The sequence below is a fragment of the Marinomonas lutimaris genome (assembly GCF_019426345.1).
Lineage (GTDB): Bacteria > Pseudomonadota > Gammaproteobacteria > Pseudomonadales > Marinomonadaceae > Marinomonas > Marinomonas lutimaris.
On sequence record NZ_JAHLLW010000005.1, the window covers coordinates 132,630 to 150,781 of the forward strand.

An 18,152-nucleotide genomic window follows, 5' to 3' on the forward strand; every position below is an offset into this window, starting at 1 on the left:
GTTGTGAGGACTTTATGACAGTTCAATAAACCTTAGTTCATTGTTTCAAGCGTGTATGTGTTTAGATAAGGTTGTAGATAGATATGGTTGCCGCCTTGTTGCTTGGCAGATTTTTTTGCTTGAGCTGCGAGTTCGGCCACTTGGTGATGATTGGTACATTGTTTGGGATTGGGGTGAACGACGCCAATAGCGAGGCTTAATATCGGGTGAAACAAGGTGTCGCCTTGGCGGTTTTTGGTCCAAACACCGCCTTCCTGTAAGGTGTCTGCAGAATAAAAGCCGCGAACTTGTTGTTCAAAAATTTCTAGGATGTTACTGCATTGTCGATGCCAATCTTGGTCGCCAAAAATCACCACAAAATCATCGCCGCCAATATGACCAATAAAATTATTATCGGGATTAACTTGGTTTTTGATTAAAGAACCAACCAGTTGAATTACTTCATCACCGATTGAATAGCCGAAGAAGTCATTAAATGGTTTAAAGTCATTTAGATCAAAATACGCCACGTAGAAGTTTTCATTAGCTAATAAACGACGGCTGACTTCTCGATGAATTGGGACATTACCGGGTAATAAGGTTAGTGGATTGGAGTAGGTGGCATTTTGAATTTTCAGCTCAGTGATACGTTTTAATAGATCTCTAAGATGACCTGTGCCGATAAACTTACCTTCTCTGACCACAATGATCTCGTTGTTTAGCGTGTCGGCTTCTTGATTGGTCATCAAGGTGGAAACACTGGATAAACTGACGTTGCTTTCAACAATCAGTACATCACTACTAAGTAAATTAGTAACCGGTTTGTGCTCGTATAAAGCGCGTCCATAAGGTGTAGAAAAAAGCTCATGCAGCTGATGTCTGCGAACCACACCGATAGGCTCGTTGTTGTGGTTTAGTACGGGAATAGCCACTAAGTCTGGTTGCTTTTTAAAGCATTGAGAGGCGTCTTCTAATAAGCTGCTTTCTTGCAAGCTTGGCGTAGGACGACACAGTGTTTGTACGGTTTCTGCGTGATCCACTTGGAATTGCGAACGTCGCTGAGCTTGTTTTACTAAATAGGGATGAGTCGAAAAAGCAGGGTTTTCCACAGGACGGCCAAGAAAATAACCTTGTCCTAAGGTGACACCAATCTCAATCAGTTGATCGAGTTCTTGCTGTGTTTCAATACCTTCTGCAATGAGCATGCAATTCAAGCGCTGAGCGATAGTAAGAATAGAGCGGACAAATTCGCGCTTGATTTCGTCTTTGTCGATTCCTTTAATGAAGTGTTTGTCGACTTTGACTATGTCTGGCTGTAATTCAGACCAAAGTTGTAAGCCAGAATAACCCACGCCAAGATCATCGATGGCAACTTGAAAGCCCATTTTACGATAGTGATCGACACTGCTACGAGGCAAACCATTATGGTCGTACGGATGTTGTTCGGAAAGTTCGATGACGATGTCTTTTTGATCCAATCCCAGCTCATTTAAAATGGCCAATGTCATTCCGGATTGATGATCTGGTGATCCTAATAAAGAAGCGCTAACGTTTAAAAATAAACGACCTTTTAATTCGAGTTTGGCGAATTTAGATAGGGCTTTTTCTCGGCAAAGCAATTCTAATTTATGCAGCTTTCCTGATTGCTGCGCTAGAGTGAAAAGCGGATCAGGAGAAAAAAGTGTCGAATTCATTGGGCCACGAGAGAGGGCTTCATGCCCATATATTTCACCATTACTTAAATCGTAAATAGGTTGGAAGTATGGCGTGATTAATCCATTCGAAAGGATTTTTTCCAGTAGAGCATTATTATCCATTTGGCTCATTTTCTCTCAAATACGTCTAGATTAAAAAAGTGGCTAGAGCAATATTTTATGTCAAATTTGTGACACTTTGATGACTTGGGGTGAGATGAAAATGCTTTGCTAAGGGAAGAGTTATCTAGAGAAAAGTTGACATTATGATGCGACTTTGTGAAGAGAAGCCCGTTACCGGATCGATTTTTTATTCTTGCCTTTCGATCATCGGGAACATTGGGTTCTTCATCGTCATGCTTAATTTGCTTTTATAACGGCTGTCGATTTCTTAGTTACAACAACGGCAATAAATCAGTCAAATACAGGTGACGTAAAAGCTTTGTACTGAAAATGTTAGTGCTGAGGTTGAGCTGATTTCAATGGACGGTTCGCCGTCAATTTTGCAAAGAATGCTTTAGTACTAGCAACAGCTTTTTTAGTCAATTCTGCGTAGTATGCACGACGTAATTCGTATGCTTTTTCTACATAGTAATCAGCATCAAGGTTACCGAAAGCATCATATTTAAGATCGTTTTTCATAGTGATTCTCCTAAAAAGTTCAGTCATATTTGACCCTTGTTATTCTAGGTTCTGACCAATCATTCAGCAAACGATCAATTTTCAGCTAATAGGTTAGATAAATTCATCAAATGGATGGTTGATTACTCAGGACTCTAAACTTCCCCGGCGGTATGCCGGTAGATCGTTTGAAAAAGCGTGAAAAATACCCCGGATCTTTAAAGCCTAAGTCGTAGCTGATTTCCTCGACGGAGCGCACGGTATAGATAAGACTGCGCTTGGCTTCTAACAAAACTCGATCATGAATTAAATCCAATATGCTTTGGTTAAACGTGGTTTTACTGAGCCGATTCAAACGGCTGGTGGATGTGCCTAATGCATCAGCGTATTGATGACTACTCCAATGTTCCCGGTAGTGTTTCTCTATTAATTCTTTGAGTTGGTGAGCGTGACTGTTTTCGGTTTTACTGGCGATATTCGTTTCACCATTGATGTGTTGGCGGTATAGCAGCAGCAAAATAGCTTTAATGAGGTATTCGCTCATTAAAGCTCGACCTTCGCGTATTAATGAAGACTCACTTTCAAGTTGTTGTATTAACGGCCAAAGCTCCGAAAACATACTGCGATGGCCATTAAAATCTATGTAACAAGCCTGACTTAGCAGCGGCTGGATAAACTTTGCTGCTTTTTCTTGATAGGCATCTTCAAGTAAGGGTTCGGCAATGCTTATTACTCGGCCATCGGTATCCGGAGCGAAGCGAAAACCATGCACTACACCAGCAGGAACAATGATCGCCCACGCGCCTTGTAGCTTTTGTTGTTGGTCGTCTAGCTGAACTTTGGCCTCACCAGATTTTAAAATTAGAATCTGAAAAAGTTGCGCATGACGATGCGGATTAATTTTCCAGCCCAAGCCGCCGCTGCGGGATTCTATGTCTTCAATATGGAAAAACTCTGGGTCATTGATCCAGCTGGATTCGCCATAAAGTCCAAAGTGAGGGATATTAGGTTTCTGCATGTCGCTCTTCTTATTTTTTATAAGTTACAAAATGTACTTTTTTAGTTGTTACTTTCTATAAAACTAGAATGTACAAGTAAACCTATTTTTATAGGTTTTTATAAGCGAAAAGAACCAAAAAGTCATTTTAAATCAAGTTTTAGTTGCCGACTTTAAAAATCAATTATGATCAAAAAGTACAATTTTTTGATCATAAATCACCTAACGTATTTTCTATTTATCTTCCATCATGTTGTTACTAGCACGTTGATCACTGACTCAACGTCGAAAAAATAACAATAAATTGGAGAGAAACATGAAAACACAAGTAGCGATTATTGGTGCAGGTCCATCGGGTCTATTACTGGGGCAACTGTTAGCAAAACAAGGCATCGACAATATCATCATTGAGCGAGTGTCTGGTGAGTACATTCTTGGTCGAATTCGCGCCGGTGTCCTTGAGCAAGGTATGACGGATTTGCTGCGTGAAGCCGGTGTTGGTGAGCGCATGGATCGTGAAGGCCAAGTGCATCACGGCGTTGAGTTAGCGTTTAACAACAAACGTGTGAAGATTGAATTAGAAAAGCTCACTGGCGGCAGTACGGTGATGGTGTATGGTCAAACAGAAGTGACACGTGATTTGATGGAAGCCCGCGTTGGTGCTGGTTTAACCACGTATTATGAATCCAGTAACGTGGTTCTGCATGATGTGAAAAGCGATACTCCTTATGTCACCTTTGAGCAGAATGGTGAACAGCACAGATTGGATTGCGACTACATCGCGGGTTGTGATGGCTTCCATGGCGTATCACGTCAAAGCATTCCAGAGTCGTCTCGTAAAGAGTTTGAGCGCGTTTATCCGTTCGGTTGGCTAGGTGTTTTGTCTGATACTCCGCCAGTTAACGACGAATTAATTTACTGTAAAACTGACCGTGGTTTTGCTATGACCAGCATGCGTTCTGCGACTCGCTCTCGTTATTACCTTCAGGTTCCTCTGACTGACAAGGTAGAAGACTGGAGCGATGATGATTTTTGGACAGAATTAAAACGCCGTCTGCCAGACGATGTCGCTGCGAAATTAGTGACTGGGCCAAGTATTGAAAAGAGTATTGCGCCGTTGCGTTCCTTTGTTTGTGAGCCGATGCAATACGGTAATTTATTTTTGGTTGGTGATGCGGCGCATATCGTGCCACCAACAGGCGCGAAAGGTTTAAATTTAGCGGCTTCTGATGTAGCTACCTTGTATAAGGTGCTGACGCGGGTCTACAAAGAAGGCGACAAAGACTGTATTGCTCAGTATTCAGATATTTGTTTGCGTCGTGTTTGGCACGGAGAACGTTTTTCATGGTGGATGACCAGCATGTTGCATGACTTTGGACAGGGCGATGTGCATGACACTGACGCTGCAACGCATGACAAATTCATGAGTTCTGAACTGGGTTTTTACACGGACAATGAAGAAGGGCGCCGTATTATTGCCATGCAATATGTCGGTTTGCCTTATGAAGATCTTGCTTAACGGATAACGGCTAGTTTGTGATGAAAAAATAGCGGTAATCTAATTAGATTACCGCTATTTTCGCTTGTTAGAACCTAGTGATGCTAATGAGCTTAGTATTTTAGCCGCAGCATTTTTTGTATTTTTTATTACTTCCACATGAACAAGGGTCGTTACGTTGCGGTGTTTTTTCAACAATTTGAGTAACAGGTTTATTGAGTAGAATGTCCAGAGGCGTAATATCCTCAGGCATCTCACTGTTAATGCTAATGGTTCCGAATAAATCGTTAGCGATCAATATGGCGCTTATTTCACTCTCACGCTCTGGCGTTTGTACTTGCAAAATGAGCGGATTTTCTTCGCTTCCAGATTTCACTTTAGGCTTAGGCTGATAATTGCCTAGATTATGCTTACCCATGATATCGGGTCTACCACGATAAAAAAATTTTGACACTGGTGTTCCTAATGATATGTAAAACCTACTCACAGCGAGTGGCTCAATGTAGTGCAGTCTAACAGAATTTAGAGTGGTTAGCGCGTATCTTTAATGCTACTGAAAGGTCTTAATCTAAGCGTGTTAACCAAGTGAACATGGCTTCAATTGCTTGATTTGACCAGTTAATGGTCGCTTTTTCTTGGGCGCTTTGCAGGGTTTTTGCTATCCCTCTGGCGCTGACTGTCCAAGAGGCAAGGCGTGAACCTGTTGGATCGATGAGTTCCAGTGTACCGTCTTCAAATGCATAAAAGCGTCCATCTTGGGTTTCATGATGTTGCGCTGTTCGGCTATTAAGTTTGAACAGGGAGTCACTTTTAGGTGTCAGGCCAAAATGCGAAAGAGCACTGGCTAAGCTGTCCGCTTGCTTGGTTGAGGAAACATCAAAGCCATAGTTGCTAAGTGCTAGGTTAAGGCGCTGCTCTATGTCTTGAATGTCTGTATCCGCTTTGCCTGCTGCTGTGTGTGCGGTTGAATAAAGGCTGAGCTCATCTTCATAGGATTTGCGTTGAGCAAAATACGGGATGAGCTGCATGTAAGTTTGCCAATCTTGCGGTGCAGGATACTCAGTCTTACTCAATAAAGCGGCCCGTTTGCGGATCGCATCGTCGGTGTCGTTAATGGCGATCTTTAGCTTCGCGACAATGCGGCTACGATCAATAGATTGCAGCGCATAAACGTAGTTCTTGTCAGCAAAACGCCGCTGATTGATGGCTTGTTCTAGTTCTATGGGTGACGTAGTCACTTGCGTATAGGCGGTTTGTGTCTTTGAAACTTGCTCTGTGCCTTGTCCAGATCGAACTTGGGTGTCTTGTGTATTTACCTGACTCACCTGAGTACGAAGCTGCTGCGCGATTTGAACATTGCCGTTTTGTTCGGCTTGAGTGAACGCCAAGGCAATGTTTTCAATGCGAGGTGCGCTACCAACACCATACAAATGTGTGCTGTCCTGCGGCGGAGAGGATACCCAGTCGGGCATCCCTTCCATTGATTGACCCACCGTCGATTGGCCAGACTTAGTATTAGAGCCAAAGCACCCAGTTAAGCTGAGCAATATAGCCGTTATCATTACCCAGTTGAGCGGTGTAGGCACAGCAGAGAATTTCATGGTTAGAAAAAGCCTTTGTCAGCCAATTTTTTGATTTTCTTCTGACCGTTCCAAACTTCACGGTTGGTCGTCATATCAATCAACTTAAGGTCGACTTGGTAGAAGCTCACGCGTTGGTCGCCATTGGAGTCAACGATTGAGTTAATAGTGCCAGATAGAGCGAAACCAGCGCCTTGCTCTAGACCAAATTTAGCAACCGTATCTGGTGCAGCATTAAGCTCTTGCTCTTCTCGTTCAGTACGGACGTCATCACGTTCTGCACCAGAAACAACAAAATCGACTTTACCGGCACGTAATAAGCTGCGTTTGATGTCGTTAATGAAGGTGTCAACAGGAATATGCTCAGATGTTTTGTTACGGATACTCTGTACGATAACAGTTGGATTACCTTTCTTGCTGAAGTTGTAATCACGGAACCATGGGAAGGTTAGCATGTCGCCCATCATTTCTTCAGCCACTAGGCGTGAGTCAGTGTCATTCCAACGGTCAGACAGCATAACGTCTTCATTCGTGTCTAGGCGCTTTACGCTGCCAGAACAAGCAGTTAATAACACAGCCATGGATAGAGCAACAATTCCCTTCCACGATACAGAGATCAAATTAGACTGTTTAAGTTTGCCGATGTGCATAATATTTTCCTTATGTCCGTTTTAGCTTGATGCTAAGCCGTTAGTGTAATCAATTTAATAGGGGTTGCGTAGATTCCAAAGTTTAATTTTATTGGCTTCTAAGTTGACCTTGCCGAGCGAGAAAGTTTTGTTATTCACTCTGTAATCTGGCGAGTATTCGCCAGGAGCTAATGGTTCACGGGTTAGTCTGACTTGTGCTGGTAGAGTCAGCCAGTTACGTGTATCTGCCGCGGATGAGGCAAAGACTGCGACTTGTCCAATTAGGTTTAACAGCAAAGAGACATTTTGATCCTGCACATTTGACGAAACCTGATACGACAACCAGCTGCGCAAAAGTTCTCTTACCAAGCCTTCATAAATGTCTCGTTGTGCTTGCGCCAGTTGTTCCTGAAAAGCGATATCAGCAAGAGATGTCATGCGTAAACTGTTATTAAAAGGAGCGATTGCCGGACTATTAATCAGCAATGTTGGCTGATGTTGATCTAATGTGAAGCGGCCATAATAAGGTACAGTAACGCGGATGCTTTGTTCAGTTAGCAATTTGTCGATTTTGACGTCGCTAAGTTGTTTCCAAGCTGCTTTACCAAGAATGACTCGTTTGGTGAAAATGCCTGAGAAGGTTCCCCATGCGCCACCTGCTTTATAATTGGCAATTAGGTTGAGTGGGTTGATATCAGCATAAGTCATGGTAAACCAACGAAATGCATCGTTTTCTTCTGCGTTGCCGCCGCCATGAAGAGGCTGTAATACCAAGGAATAAGCGCGAGGGTCTGCGTATAACAATACTGTCATTTCTTTTTTGTCAGGAATGAAGCCCTGATGTTCTAAAACGACTAATTCCGCATCGCCTTTGTGATATTGCTTGAGTGTTTCTTGCATAGCTGGAGACAGTTTTGCTTTGATCTTTTCTTCTATCTCGCTCTGGCTAAAACCGCCTTTTTGCATCATGCGAATAGCATCTAACCAAGCACGATCCGCCGTCGTACTCGATAAATCATATTGTTTGGTATAACCGTCTTCATACAAGTTGGCCGCTTTTTCATAGCTGATACGAGCATCATCTATTTCGCCATTCATCTCGTATTGCAGCCCTTCCATGTAGCGTGCCCATGCATCATCGCGATAGAGGAACTTGTCAGTATCTCGCCCACCGCTATAAAAATCGCCTAACCAGCTTAGTGCTTTCATATAAAAGGCTTGGTTTTCTTTGGCATTAAGATCTTGGTAACTAGGCGTTTGCGCTCGGATTTCATTGAGTTTGATGTCAATACGCCGCATTTCAACTAAAGCCGCATCGTTAAGCTCGCGCTTTTTAATAGTATTGTTTTCTTTTTCTGCGAGGGCGATGTAGTTCATTGATTTGAGATAGCTGATGTAAACGCGTTCTATGCCGTTACCGCGGTAGTCGCTTTGTCTTGGGTTGCTTAGCAATGCCCAAGAGCGATTAGAAAAGTTTTCGGGCAAGAAGGTATCGCTTAATCTTTCAGCTTGTTCTAGCAATTCGTTACTGCGCTCAAAATCACCTTGGTTCTGGGCGAGAGCGCCGATTTCCATATAATAAAGTAGTTTGTCTTGCGAGCTGTCCAAAACGTCTTCGAGTTTATCTTCGGCTTTTTTCCATTCGCCTTCTTTTGCTAAGCTTAAGCCTGCATCTATATCTTGTTTATAGGTTGCGCAGCCAGCTAACAAATAGATACTCATCAAAAGAAATGCCCACTTCACTTTACATTCCTTTTTCTAAAAACTGATTAGCAAAGAGTATCGCGAATAGAGCAAAACAGCCAAGATAGAGTATTAACCAGCGGGCTCTAAGGCAATTTGGACATGGTTTTTTTTTCTTTTTCATCACAGCTTCCAATACTAAAAGTTGAACGCTACCATTATGCAATAAAAAAGGAAGCGCGCAGCTTCCTTTTTTCGTTACTCTTCGTTGCTTTTATCATTCAACAATGATTACTGAGTCGTTTCAGCTTGTTGTTTTTGTAGGCTTTCAATATAAAGCGCATCAAAATTGATTGGAGCAAGCATAATCGCTGGGAAGCTGCCTTTTACTACAATCGCATCGATGTTTTCACGAGCGTAAGGGAAGATTGTTGCAGGGCAGAACGCACCCAAAGCATGGTGTAGTTGTTGGTCATCAAGACCAGAAATAACAAACAAACCGCCTTGTTGAACTTGAACTAAATAGCCTGTATTGCCATTGTTCTTAACCGTTACGGTTATTTCCAAAACAACTTCGTATACGTTTTCACCCACTTGGCGGCTCTTAGTATTTAGCTCTAAGCCAACTTCTGGTTTCCATTCTTCTTGGAAAATCATTGGTGAACGTGGCGATTCAAAAGAAATATCTTTCAAAAATACACGTTGCATGGAAAGTTGTGGTGTCTGCGCTTCTTGTGCTTGTGCTTCTGGTGTTTCAGCTGTATCGGACATCTTGGTTCCTTTTTTTAATAATTTATAAAAGTGATGAATGCATCGCTCATTTATGCCGTGCGGTTATTGGGTGCCGATCTTTATGCAAGTAAGGCATCCAATTTTTGTTCGCGTTCAAGGGCGTAAAGATCGTCGCATCCACCAACATGTTGTTCACCAATCCAAATTTGTGGAACGGTGTGGCGGCCACTTTTCTCCATCATTTCTTGTCGTAATTCACGTTCTCCGTCTACACGGATTTCATTAAAGGCAACATTTTTTGCCGTTAACAATTGTTTTGCTCTAACGCAAAACGGACAGTAATCGCTCGAATAGATAGTGACAGTAGCCATAATTTTTCTCTTATCCTTTAACCAGTGGCAGGTTAGATGATTGCCATTCTGCAATGCCACCTTGAAGTTTGTAAACTTTACCAAAGCCAGCTTTTTTAAGGTCTTTCGCGCTTGCGCCAGACGTTACACCAGATTTGCAAACTATGATAATTGGGGCGTCTTTGTGTTTCTCAAGGCGGTTCATGCTGTCTTTCATCTTAGTCGCAGGAATATTCAGTGCGCCTGTAATGTGGCCCGTGCTGAATTCTTTCTCTGGACGGATATCGACAACAACCGCATCTTCGCTGTTCATTAGGTTAGTCGCAGCTGAAGGTGTAAGCCCTTGTGCGCCGCCTTTGCTTTCAACGAAAAGTAGTGTGGCAAGAATCGCTAAAAATACAGCGACCATTTCCCAGTGGTTGATAGAAAATTCAATAAGTTGGTTCATCATAATCGTAAGGCCCATATTTAAACTGCCAGCATTATACACGGCCAGCCGAATCGGTACATACTACAAGCGCTAGGTGACAAATATATGATGCTCGGAAGACCAGATTAGTCCGAAAAAAAACGAGCCACTTGGGCTCGTTCTATTATTTCGATTTATTTACTCTTCATTTAGCGCTGGTTGAATCAAAGATCTTATCTGCGTTGCCTTCGATGAAACTATCGAACAGCACACCGTCTGGCATGGTGTGGCGACGAGCAAATTCATAAAAGCAGCTTGGAATGGTTTTTTGTTTACCATCGGCAAAGGTGAAGTCGACTTTGTCGGCCATAGTGGAAGACTGCTCCAAGAAAGACTCAGGCGAACCTTTTACTAAACCACCAATAAGGTTTAATGCGTAACCTTCGTTTTGCAGCATTGTGTTCACTTCTTCAATGGTTGGGAATTTCTTCAAGTGATTGATGCTGACTGTGAAGTGGTTAGCTTGCAGCCCCATGGTCGATAACCAAGCGGCATATTCGCTGTGCTCTGCTAAAGCAAGATATTCAGCTTCCGTTGGTGTTTCCCATAATTTACCTGCCCAAAAAATAGCTGGTGTTTGCACAGCATCAGCTGGAATTTGCGCAATGAACTTGCCGATGATGTCCTGGCAGTTCGCAGGCAGTTCTTCTACCAACAGTTCAGACAAAAAGATCTTTGGTGAATCTACATCTGTTTGGTGTTTGTAGCAGCGAGCTTTAAGGTGTTTGCTTTCAAAACGGAATGCACCATAGGCTTTATAACCAATAGCTTCTAGTTGAGGTTCCAGTTTTTCTAACGAAATAGGCGAGTTATTAAAGGTACGAAAGGCCACATGATCATTAAGTACATTTTCGCCATGGCTCTTAAATAATTGTTGAATGCGCTGGGCCTGTGGTGTGATGACTGTGTAGTGATCCCACAAGGATGTGAAAAAATCATTTGGTGTCATAAGGTTTCCTGCAGTGTGTTAGGTCGATTGAGTTACTTTAGTGCAGTAATTAGTCGAAACGCAAAAGGTAAAAATGCACGTTGTGATGCATAAAAGTTATGCGAGTCTCATTTCTGGCGGATTCTTATTGACCAGTAATTGTTGCTTGGCAGTTAGAATGGTATTGATTAGATGAGCTGGAAAGCTGCGTTCTTTCTTATGAGCCAAACCCACCACGCGTTTTAATTTCACATCGTTCAATGGCCGCAAACACAGGTCGTTTCGGCCTCGTGAGGAGTGTTCTGGAATAAGTGAAATCCCTAATCCAGCAGCAACCAAATCTAATGCGTACTCTTCAGTTTTTACTTGAGCGCGAACGTCTGTGGTGAGTTCTTGTTTTTGCATTAAGTAGTTCCAAGATTCCAAAATGTCGCATGGCGTTCGGGAAATAAAGGGTTGCTTGTCAATTTGTTTAATTGATAACGAAGGAAAATCTGCCAACCAATGATCTAATGGCATGGCGATCACATAGTCATCTTCCCAAAGGGGATAAAACACGTCTTCTTCACCGGTGTAACGATGACAAGTAAAACGCAAATCGGCACTTTCTGATTCATCGACGAGTTTTAAAGTAAGCCCATGAACTTCATCGAGCATGGTTTTGATCACTTGACTGATTAACGCGCCAGACAAAAAGGGCGTTAATGAGATAGATAGAGCAAGCGGTGCGGGTGTGTCGGTAAATAAGCTGCGCATCGCGCTAAGGTCACTGACCATTTTGCAAGCATGGGGATAAAGTTGTGAACCGCTATCAGTTGGTGATACGCCTTTTGAATGGCGAACAAAGAGTTTTGTGCCTAGGTCATCTTCTAATTGCGCGACTGTTGTCGATATGGAAGGTTGCGCTACAAAGCAACGTTTAGCGGCGGCGCTTAGACTGCGTTCTTCGTAAACGGCAATAAAGTAACGTAATGATCGGATGTCCATCTGTATGCTCTTTCTATAAGTCGGCTTTTGTGAAGATTGATTTTATGTTCCTTTCTAATATACCTATAGGTGGATTATCTAGCTATAGGTAAAAACTAGACCACTAGCAGGAAAACGGTATTTCTCATTCTAGTCTGAGCTAGTTATGGTGGTGGAAGTTAAATTTATACATACATAAATCTTAGAGGTTCATATGTCACTTACTTGCTTAGAAACATTGGGTATAAATACCCTGAAACAAGGCGATACGTTTTACAGCGTATTAACAGGCAACACAGTTGCTTTGGGCGAAGGCAGTACTTTTTCAGCTCACAGCCCAATTGATGGTGCGACACTGTCTACGTTTAACAATGCGACACCTTCGCAGCTAGACAAAGTAAATGCCGAACTAAAAGATGCATTTAAAGTATTGCGTACTATTCCTGCGCCACGTCGCGGTGAATTGGTTCGTCGTATTGGTGATGAAGCGCGCAAGTACAAAAATGAGTTGGCGCAAGTGATTTCTTTGGAAGCCGGTAAAATTGTTCCTGAAGCTTTGGGTGAAGTACAAGAATGGATCGACGTATGTGATTTCGCGGTAGGTCAATCTCGTATGTTGCATGGTTTGTCTATCGTGTCTGAGCGTCCTGGACATCGTATGATGGAGCAATGGCATCCACTAGGTCCTGTTGCTGTCATCACAGCATTTAACTTTCCTATGGCGGTTTGGGCTTGGAATGCCATGCTGGGTCTTGTTTGTGGAGATCCAATCCTACTAAAACCTTCTGAAAAAGCGCCGTTGTGTGCCTTGGCTATGTACCAAATCGCACAAAACGTTATTGCCGATATGCCTGATATTCCTAAAGCAGCTGTGTCTGTAATGATTGGTGACCGCGATCTTGGTGAAGCGATTGCGGCAAGCGAGACTTTCCCACTTGTTTCTGCAACAGGTTCTACTGTAATGGGTCGTGCTGTTGCGAAAACAGTTGCAGGTCGTTTAGGTCGTTCTTTGTTAGAGCTTGGCGGTAATAACGCGATGATTGTCTCTGACACGGCGGATTTGGACCTTGCACTACGTGCCATTGTTTTCTCTGCGGCAGGTACGGCGGGTCAGCGTTGTACAACATTACGTCGTTTGATTACTCATGAATCTATTGTTGATGGTTTGGTTGAGCGTTTAGCGAAATCTTACGGTTCGCTTCGCGTTGGTAGCCCAATCGTTGAAGGTAATTTGGTTGGTCCACTAATCGACGAAGGCAGCTTCAACCGTATGCAAGCGGCTCTAGATACTGCGAAAAAACAAGGTGGCGAAATTATCTGCGGTGGCGAACGTGTCACTGAAGGCGTTCCAGCTGGTGGTTTCTACGTTCGTCCTGCGATTGTTCGTATTGCTCACGATGCGCCAATCGTTCATGAAGAAACTTTTGCGCCTATCATGTATGTTTTGACTTACAAAACGTTTGAAGAAGCGATTGAAATTCAAAACGAAGTGCCACAAGGTTTGTCTTCTGCTGTTTTCACAGAAAGCATGCGTGAAGCCGAGATGTTTATGTCTCCAGCAGGTTCTGACTGTGGTATTGCCAACGTTAATATTGGTACGTCTGGTGCTGAGATTGGCGGCGCGTTTGGTGGCGAGAAAGAAACGGGTGGCGGTCGTGAGTCTGGTTCTGATGCGTGGAGAAACTACATGCGTCGTACTACAAATACGGTGAACTACGGTGGTGATTTGCCGCTTGCACAAGGTATCGTATTTGAGTAACCGCACTCAAGCGCTCGCTTTATAGAGCAAACGCGTTTAATTAAGAAGTAACAGGCGAGATTTTCTCGCCTGTTTAGTTTTGATTATAGGTTTTGACCAGTGTCCTGATGAGGCTGTCTTATGTCTGATAAAATCTGCAATTCTTTATGGCGTGCAAGTTCTCCTGATGCGCCAGTATTAGTGCCTTTAGAAGGGCGTGTTGATGTTGAAGTTGTTATCGTTGGCGCGGGTTTTACAGGCCTTTCTGCAGCGTTGCATCTAGCTAAATTTGGTATTTCTGTTGCCGTAGTTGAAGCGCAAGAAGTTGGCTTTGGTGGATCAGGGCGTAATGTTGGTTTGGCGAATGCAGGTGTTTGGCTGGAACCGGATCAGCTGGATAAAACCATCGGGGCTGAAGCGGGCAGTGTCATGTATAAGGCTTTGGCGGCAGCACCAGATTTCGTATATGGCTTGATTCAAGAATACGATATTCAGTGCGAGCCAGTTCGTAATGGGACCTTACACGCAGGTGTGGGTAAAACGGGTTTGGCTCAATTACAGCGCCGTTATGAGCAAATGAAGAAACGCGGTGCGCCAGTTCAGTTGCTTGATGCGGCAGAAGCACAAGCTCGAATTGGTTCCAGTAAATTTAACTCTGCGTTGTTTGATCCAAGAGCCGGCACTATTCAGCCTTTGGCGTATGCTCGAGGCTTAGCCCATGCTGCGCTAAAAGAAGGCGCTAAGCTTTTTGATCAGTCTCCAGTAAGCAAAATAGAACCTGCCGAAAATGGCTGGGTTTTGCATACAGAAAAGGGTCAGGTACATGCTGAAAAAGTCATTTTGGCGACCAACGCGTACAGTGAATTTGGTGTAAAAGAACAAGCACGTAAGTTTGTGCCAATCTTTTATTCACAATTGGCGACCAAGCCGTTAAGTGATACGCAATTAGCCAGCGTCTTACCAAACAAAGAAGGCGTTTGGGATACTTGTACCGTGATGAGCTCTTTCCGCTTGGATAAACAAGGCCGCTTAGTGTTTGGTGGTATGGGCGGCGAGGGTAGCGTGTTGTCGAACTGGGCAACTCAGCGTGTCACCGAATTATTTCCTATCTTAAGTAAGGCGGAATGGGATTATTGCTGGACGGGTAAAATTGCCTATAGTGAAGACCATTTGCCTCATTGTCAGCAGTTACAAAAAGGCTTGTTTAGTGTGGCTGGTTACAGTGGTCGAGGTATTGGGCCAGGAACTGTGGTCGGTGCTGAGTTGGCTGAATGGATTTCGGGTCGAAGAGAAAGCCTATCGATTCCAACGACAGTGCTTAGAGATATTTCGTTTCGGGAATTGAAGCGTTTGTTTTATGAGGTTGGTGCCCATACTTATCATCTTGGTCAGCAGTCGCACGCTTTGGATTAGAATGATTACTGCGCTCGCCAATACTTTGTTAAAAACAGACTCGAAATGCTCATTTATAACCTATAAACTCCGCTTTATCGTCTGTTTTTGCCTCGTCTTGGCTTCGCTCGCTACATCATTTGTCTTTGCTTCGTTCGCTACATGGTAAATGTTTCGGTTAGTTTGGCAGTAAAGTAAGTTTGCTGCGATTAATCACCTTGTTAAAACGCATCTTTATGGTGCGTTTTTTATTTTACTGGTTGGGAATAAGCGAGATATAGGATACAGTTATTGTCTTCCAGTTTTAGCTAATTGAGTAACGCCTACATGCGCCGTTATATCCCATCGTCAACCGCGTTGAAATGCTTTGAGGCTTCGGTCAGGCATTTAAGTTTTACTAAGGCTGCGGAAGAGCTGCATCTTACCCAAAGTGCTGTTAGTCGGCAGATTCGTAACCTTGAAGAGTTTTTGTCGCGAGATTTATTTATTCGTCTCAATAAGCGCTTGGTATTAACAGGCACGGGCGCTGCTTATTACAAAGAAGTGGTTCCCTTACTGGATGGCATGGAAAACGCCTGTTTACGCATGCTGCATCGAGAAGATGAAAAAACCACGCTAACGATTTCTGCATTGCCCACCTTGGCGTCCTATTGGTTGATGCCTCTGCTTGCTGAATTTCAAACTGCTCACCCGCAGTTTCAAATTAAAGTTCGTTCCTTAGATGATGCTGCAAAGATCGACCCTGAAAGCATCGATATTATTTTGCACTACGGTGGCGATCATTGGCCTCGTGCTATTTCTCATCAATTGATGAAAGAAAGCGTGGTTGCGGTTTGCTCACCGGAATTATTGGCTCGCATTGGCGACAAGTTATTTGATGCGTGGAACGTTGAAGATGTCACAGCATTTCCTTTTTTACATTTATCATCACGTATTAATGCATGGCCAGACTGGATGGTGGCACAAGGACTAGAAAGTGGTTCCTTTGCTGGTGCTTCTTTCGCGCATTTTCATATGTTGCTCGAAGCGGCTAAAAACAGCATGGGCATTGCTATTATGCCGACCATATTGGCAGAACGCAGCTTGCAAAATAGCGAGCTGGTGGCGCCTTTCGGTAAAGCAGTTTCGACGCCTCATGAGTATCTTTTGTCTTATCCTGCCGACAAGGCAGATCTTGAACAGGTGGTGATTTTTCGAGATTGGTTATTGGCAAAGCGGAATGAGTTGTCAGCTTCCTATTAGTGGTGAAACAGTCTTTATTAGTGAAATTAATAGTCTGAATAGGAACGCTAGTCTGTAACTAAATTACAAGCCTGTGATAGTATCGAGGCATAATCATGATCAATTTACGGGATAGATTAACATGAACAAAAAAACGACAGCCCTCTTTATCCTTGATGGATGGGGATACAGCGAAACTTCTAAATCCAACGCGATTAGTGCAGCAAACACGCCTAACTGGGACGCGCTTTGGAATAATCAGCCTCATACTTTAATTAAAACGTCTGGTCTTGCGGTGGGTTTACCCGAAGGCCAAATGGGTAATTCTGAAGTAGGTCACATGAATTTAGGTGCCGGTCGTGTGGTTTACCAAAACTTTACTCGTATCGGAAAAGCCATTGAAGACGGTTCTTTTTTTGAAAATGAAGCGCTTGTTAATGCGGTTGATAAAGCTGTCAGTGCTGGCAAAGCGGTTCATATTTTAGGTTTGTTGTCTGATGGTGGTGTTCATAGTCATCATGAGCAAATTATGGCGATGTGCGAATTAGCGGCAAAACGTGGCGCGAAAGCGATTTATGTTCACGGTTTTACGGATGGTCGTGATACGCCGCCTCGTTCTGCTAAAACACCAACAGCTGAATTGGAAGCTAAGCTTGCTGAACTCGGTGTTGGTAAAATAGCTACCTTGACTGGTCGTTATTATGCGATGGACCGTGATAATCGTTGGGATCGTGTGCAAACAGCTTACGATGCCATCGTTCTAGGCAAGGGCCAGTTTCAAGCTGATACAGCCGAGGGCGCGATTCAAGCCGCTTATGATCGTGACGAAAATGACGAGTTTGTAAAAGCCACTATCGTTGGTGAGTCTGCACCAGTTCAAGATGGCGATGCGATTATTTTTGCTAACTTCCGTCCTGATCGTGCGCGTCAATTAACTCGTGCTTTCACCGATGCTGACTTTGATGGTTTTAAACGCGCTGTTTATCCAAAACTTGCGTCTTTTGTTACCTTCACTGAATTTGCTTCCGATATTAAAGCCGATGTGGCGTTTCCTCCTATTGCTTTGACGAATACATTGGGTGAAGTGCTAGCCAAGCATGGTAAGAAACAACTACGTATTGCTGAAACTGAAAAATACGCTCACGTAACCTTTTTCTTTAATGGTGGTGAAGAAGCCTTGTTTGATGGCGAAGAGCGCGAGTTGATTCCTTCACCGAATGTGGCCACTTACGATTTGAAACCAGAAATGAGCGCGCCAGAAGTGACTGACAAGCTTGTTGAAGTGATCGAAGCGGGTAAATACGACACTATTATCTGTAACTTTGCCAACGGTGACATGGTTGGTCACAGCGGTATTTTCGAAGCGGCGGTTAAGGCGGTTGAAGCGGTTGATGCTTGTTTAGGTCGTATTATTGAAGCTTTGAAAGTGAATGGTGGCCAATGCTTGATTACTGCCGATCATGGCAACGTTGAGCAAATGTTAAGTGACGATGGTGCTCAGCCTTTAACGTCTCATACTATTGGACCTGTGCCTTTGGTTTTGTTCTCTCCAACTCAAGGTTTAGGCATTAAAGAAGGCGCATTGTGTGACCTTGCACCTACCTTGCTAGATATGATGGGAATGGACAAACCTGCTGAGATGACAGGTGTGAGCTTGCTGACGCGAGCATGAGGC

At 43.5% G+C, this 18,152-nt stretch carries 17 protein-coding genes; 5 read left to right on the forward strand and 12 right to left on the reverse strand.

Annotated features, from left to right (window positions below; all coding sequences use genetic code 11):
- Window positions 1-32 precede the first annotated feature (32 nt).
- The 3 genes from KPL72_RS08185 to KPL72_RS08195 all read right to left on the reverse strand — a co-directional run bounded on the left by KPL72_RS08185 (window position 33) and on the right by KPL72_RS08195 (window position 3,312).
- Window positions 33-1,805: a GGDEF domain-containing protein gene (locus KPL72_RS08185; RefSeq protein ID WP_219702424.1), complete on the reverse strand. Its 1,773-nt coding sequence runs from the start codon at window positions 1,803-1,805 to the stop codon at window positions 33-35.
- 324 nt (window positions 1,806-2,129) lie between these two features.
- Window positions 2,130-2,315, reverse strand: a complete 186-nt coding sequence (locus KPL72_RS08190) for a hypothetical protein (protein ID WP_212917602.1) — start codon at window positions 2,313-2,315, stop codon at window positions 2,130-2,132.
- Between the two features lie 106 nt (window positions 2,316-2,421).
- The gene (locus KPL72_RS08195; RefSeq protein WP_219702425.1) at window positions 2,422-3,312 is read right to left on the reverse strand and encodes a helix-turn-helix domain-containing protein; all 891 of its coding nucleotides are present in this window, start codon (window positions 3,310-3,312) and stop codon (window positions 2,422-2,424) included.
- Window positions 3,313-3,607: 295 nt separating this feature from the next.
- Here KPL72_RS08195 and pobA point away from each other — a divergent pair, with 295 nt between their 5' ends.
- On the forward strand, window positions 3,608-4,810 hold the full coding sequence (gene pobA, locus KPL72_RS08200) for a 4-hydroxybenzoate 3-monooxygenase (protein ID WP_219702426.1): 1,203 nt from the start codon (window positions 3,608-3,610) through the stop codon (window positions 4,808-4,810).
- A gap of 100 nt (window positions 4,811-4,910) precedes the next feature.
- Here the strand turns inward: pobA and KPL72_RS08205 are convergent, their stop codons facing one another.
- The 9 genes from KPL72_RS08205 to KPL72_RS08245 all read right to left on the reverse strand — a co-directional run bounded on the left by KPL72_RS08205 (window position 4,911) and on the right by KPL72_RS08245 (window position 12,147).
- Window positions 4,911-5,243 (reverse strand): PBPRA1643 family SWIM/SEC-C metal-binding motif protein, encoded by a 333-nt coding sequence (locus KPL72_RS08205; protein ID WP_219702427.1) that lies wholly within the window; start codon window positions 5,241-5,243, stop codon window positions 4,911-4,913.
- 109 nt (window positions 5,244-5,352) lie between these two features.
- Window positions 5,353-6,390, reverse strand: coding sequence for an LPP20 family lipoprotein (locus KPL72_RS08210; RefSeq protein ID WP_219702428.1), 1,038 nt, complete (start codon window positions 6,388-6,390; stop codon window positions 5,353-5,355).
- 2 nt (window positions 6,391-6,392) lie between these two features.
- Window positions 6,393-7,019 (reverse strand): penicillin-binding protein activator LpoB, encoded by a 627-nt coding sequence (locus KPL72_RS08215; protein ID WP_219702429.1) that lies wholly within the window; start codon window positions 7,017-7,019, stop codon window positions 6,393-6,395.
- Window positions 7,020-7,073: 54 nt separating this feature from the next.
- Entirely contained in the window at window positions 7,074-8,741 is a 1,668-nt protein-coding gene (locus KPL72_RS08220; RefSeq protein WP_219702430.1) for a COG3014 family protein, read from the reverse strand.
- 231 nt (window positions 8,742-8,972) lie between these two features.
- Entirely contained in the window at window positions 8,973-9,452 is a 480-nt protein-coding gene (secB, locus tag KPL72_RS08225; RefSeq protein ID WP_212917609.1) for a protein-export chaperone SecB, read from the reverse strand.
- Window positions 9,453-9,532: 80 nt separating this feature from the next.
- Window positions 9,533-9,784 (reverse strand): glutaredoxin 3, encoded by a 252-nt coding sequence (gene grxC, locus KPL72_RS08230; RefSeq protein WP_212917610.1) that lies wholly within the window; start codon window positions 9,782-9,784, stop codon window positions 9,533-9,535.
- A 10-nt stretch (window positions 9,785-9,794) separates the two neighbouring features.
- Window positions 9,795-10,229, reverse strand: a complete 435-nt coding sequence (locus KPL72_RS08235; protein ID WP_212917611.1) for a rhodanese-like domain-containing protein — start codon at window positions 10,227-10,229, stop codon at window positions 9,795-9,797.
- Between the two features lie 148 nt (window positions 10,230-10,377).
- Complete coding sequence (locus KPL72_RS08240) at window positions 10,378-11,181, reverse strand: DUF1338 domain-containing protein (RefSeq protein WP_219702431.1); 804 nt, start codon at window positions 11,179-11,181, stop codon at window positions 10,378-10,380.
- Between the two features lie 96 nt (window positions 11,182-11,277).
- Entirely contained in the window at window positions 11,278-12,147 is an 870-nt protein-coding gene (locus KPL72_RS08245) for a LysR family transcriptional regulator (protein ID WP_212917613.1), read from the reverse strand.
- A 193-nt stretch (window positions 12,148-12,340) separates the two neighbouring features.
- On the opposite strand from KPL72_RS08245, the gene amaB reads away from it, so the two are divergent.
- From amaB to gpmI, 4 genes are all read left to right on the forward strand, one after another.
- On the forward strand, window positions 12,341-13,885 hold the full coding sequence (gene amaB, locus KPL72_RS08250) for an L-piperidine-6-carboxylate dehydrogenase (protein ID WP_219702432.1): 1,545 nt from the start codon (window positions 12,341-12,343) through the stop codon (window positions 13,883-13,885).
- Between the two features lie 120 nt (window positions 13,886-14,005).
- Window positions 14,006-15,277 carry an NAD(P)/FAD-dependent oxidoreductase gene (locus KPL72_RS08255; protein ID WP_219702433.1) on the forward strand — a complete coding sequence of 424 codons (1,272 nt, stop codon included), beginning with the start codon at window positions 14,006-14,008 and terminating at the stop codon, window positions 15,275-15,277.
- A 306-nt stretch (window positions 15,278-15,583) separates the two neighbouring features.
- Window positions 15,584-16,498, forward strand: a complete 915-nt coding sequence (locus KPL72_RS08260) for a LysR substrate-binding domain-containing protein (protein WP_219702434.1) — start codon at window positions 15,584-15,586, stop codon at window positions 16,496-16,498.
- Window positions 16,499-16,619: 121 nt separating this feature from the next.
- Complete coding sequence (gene gpmI / locus KPL72_RS08265; protein ID WP_219702435.1) at window positions 16,620-18,149, forward strand: 2,3-bisphosphoglycerate-independent phosphoglycerate mutase; 1,530 nt, start codon at window positions 16,620-16,622, stop codon at window positions 18,147-18,149.
- Window positions 18,150-18,152: the final 3 nt, after the last annotated feature.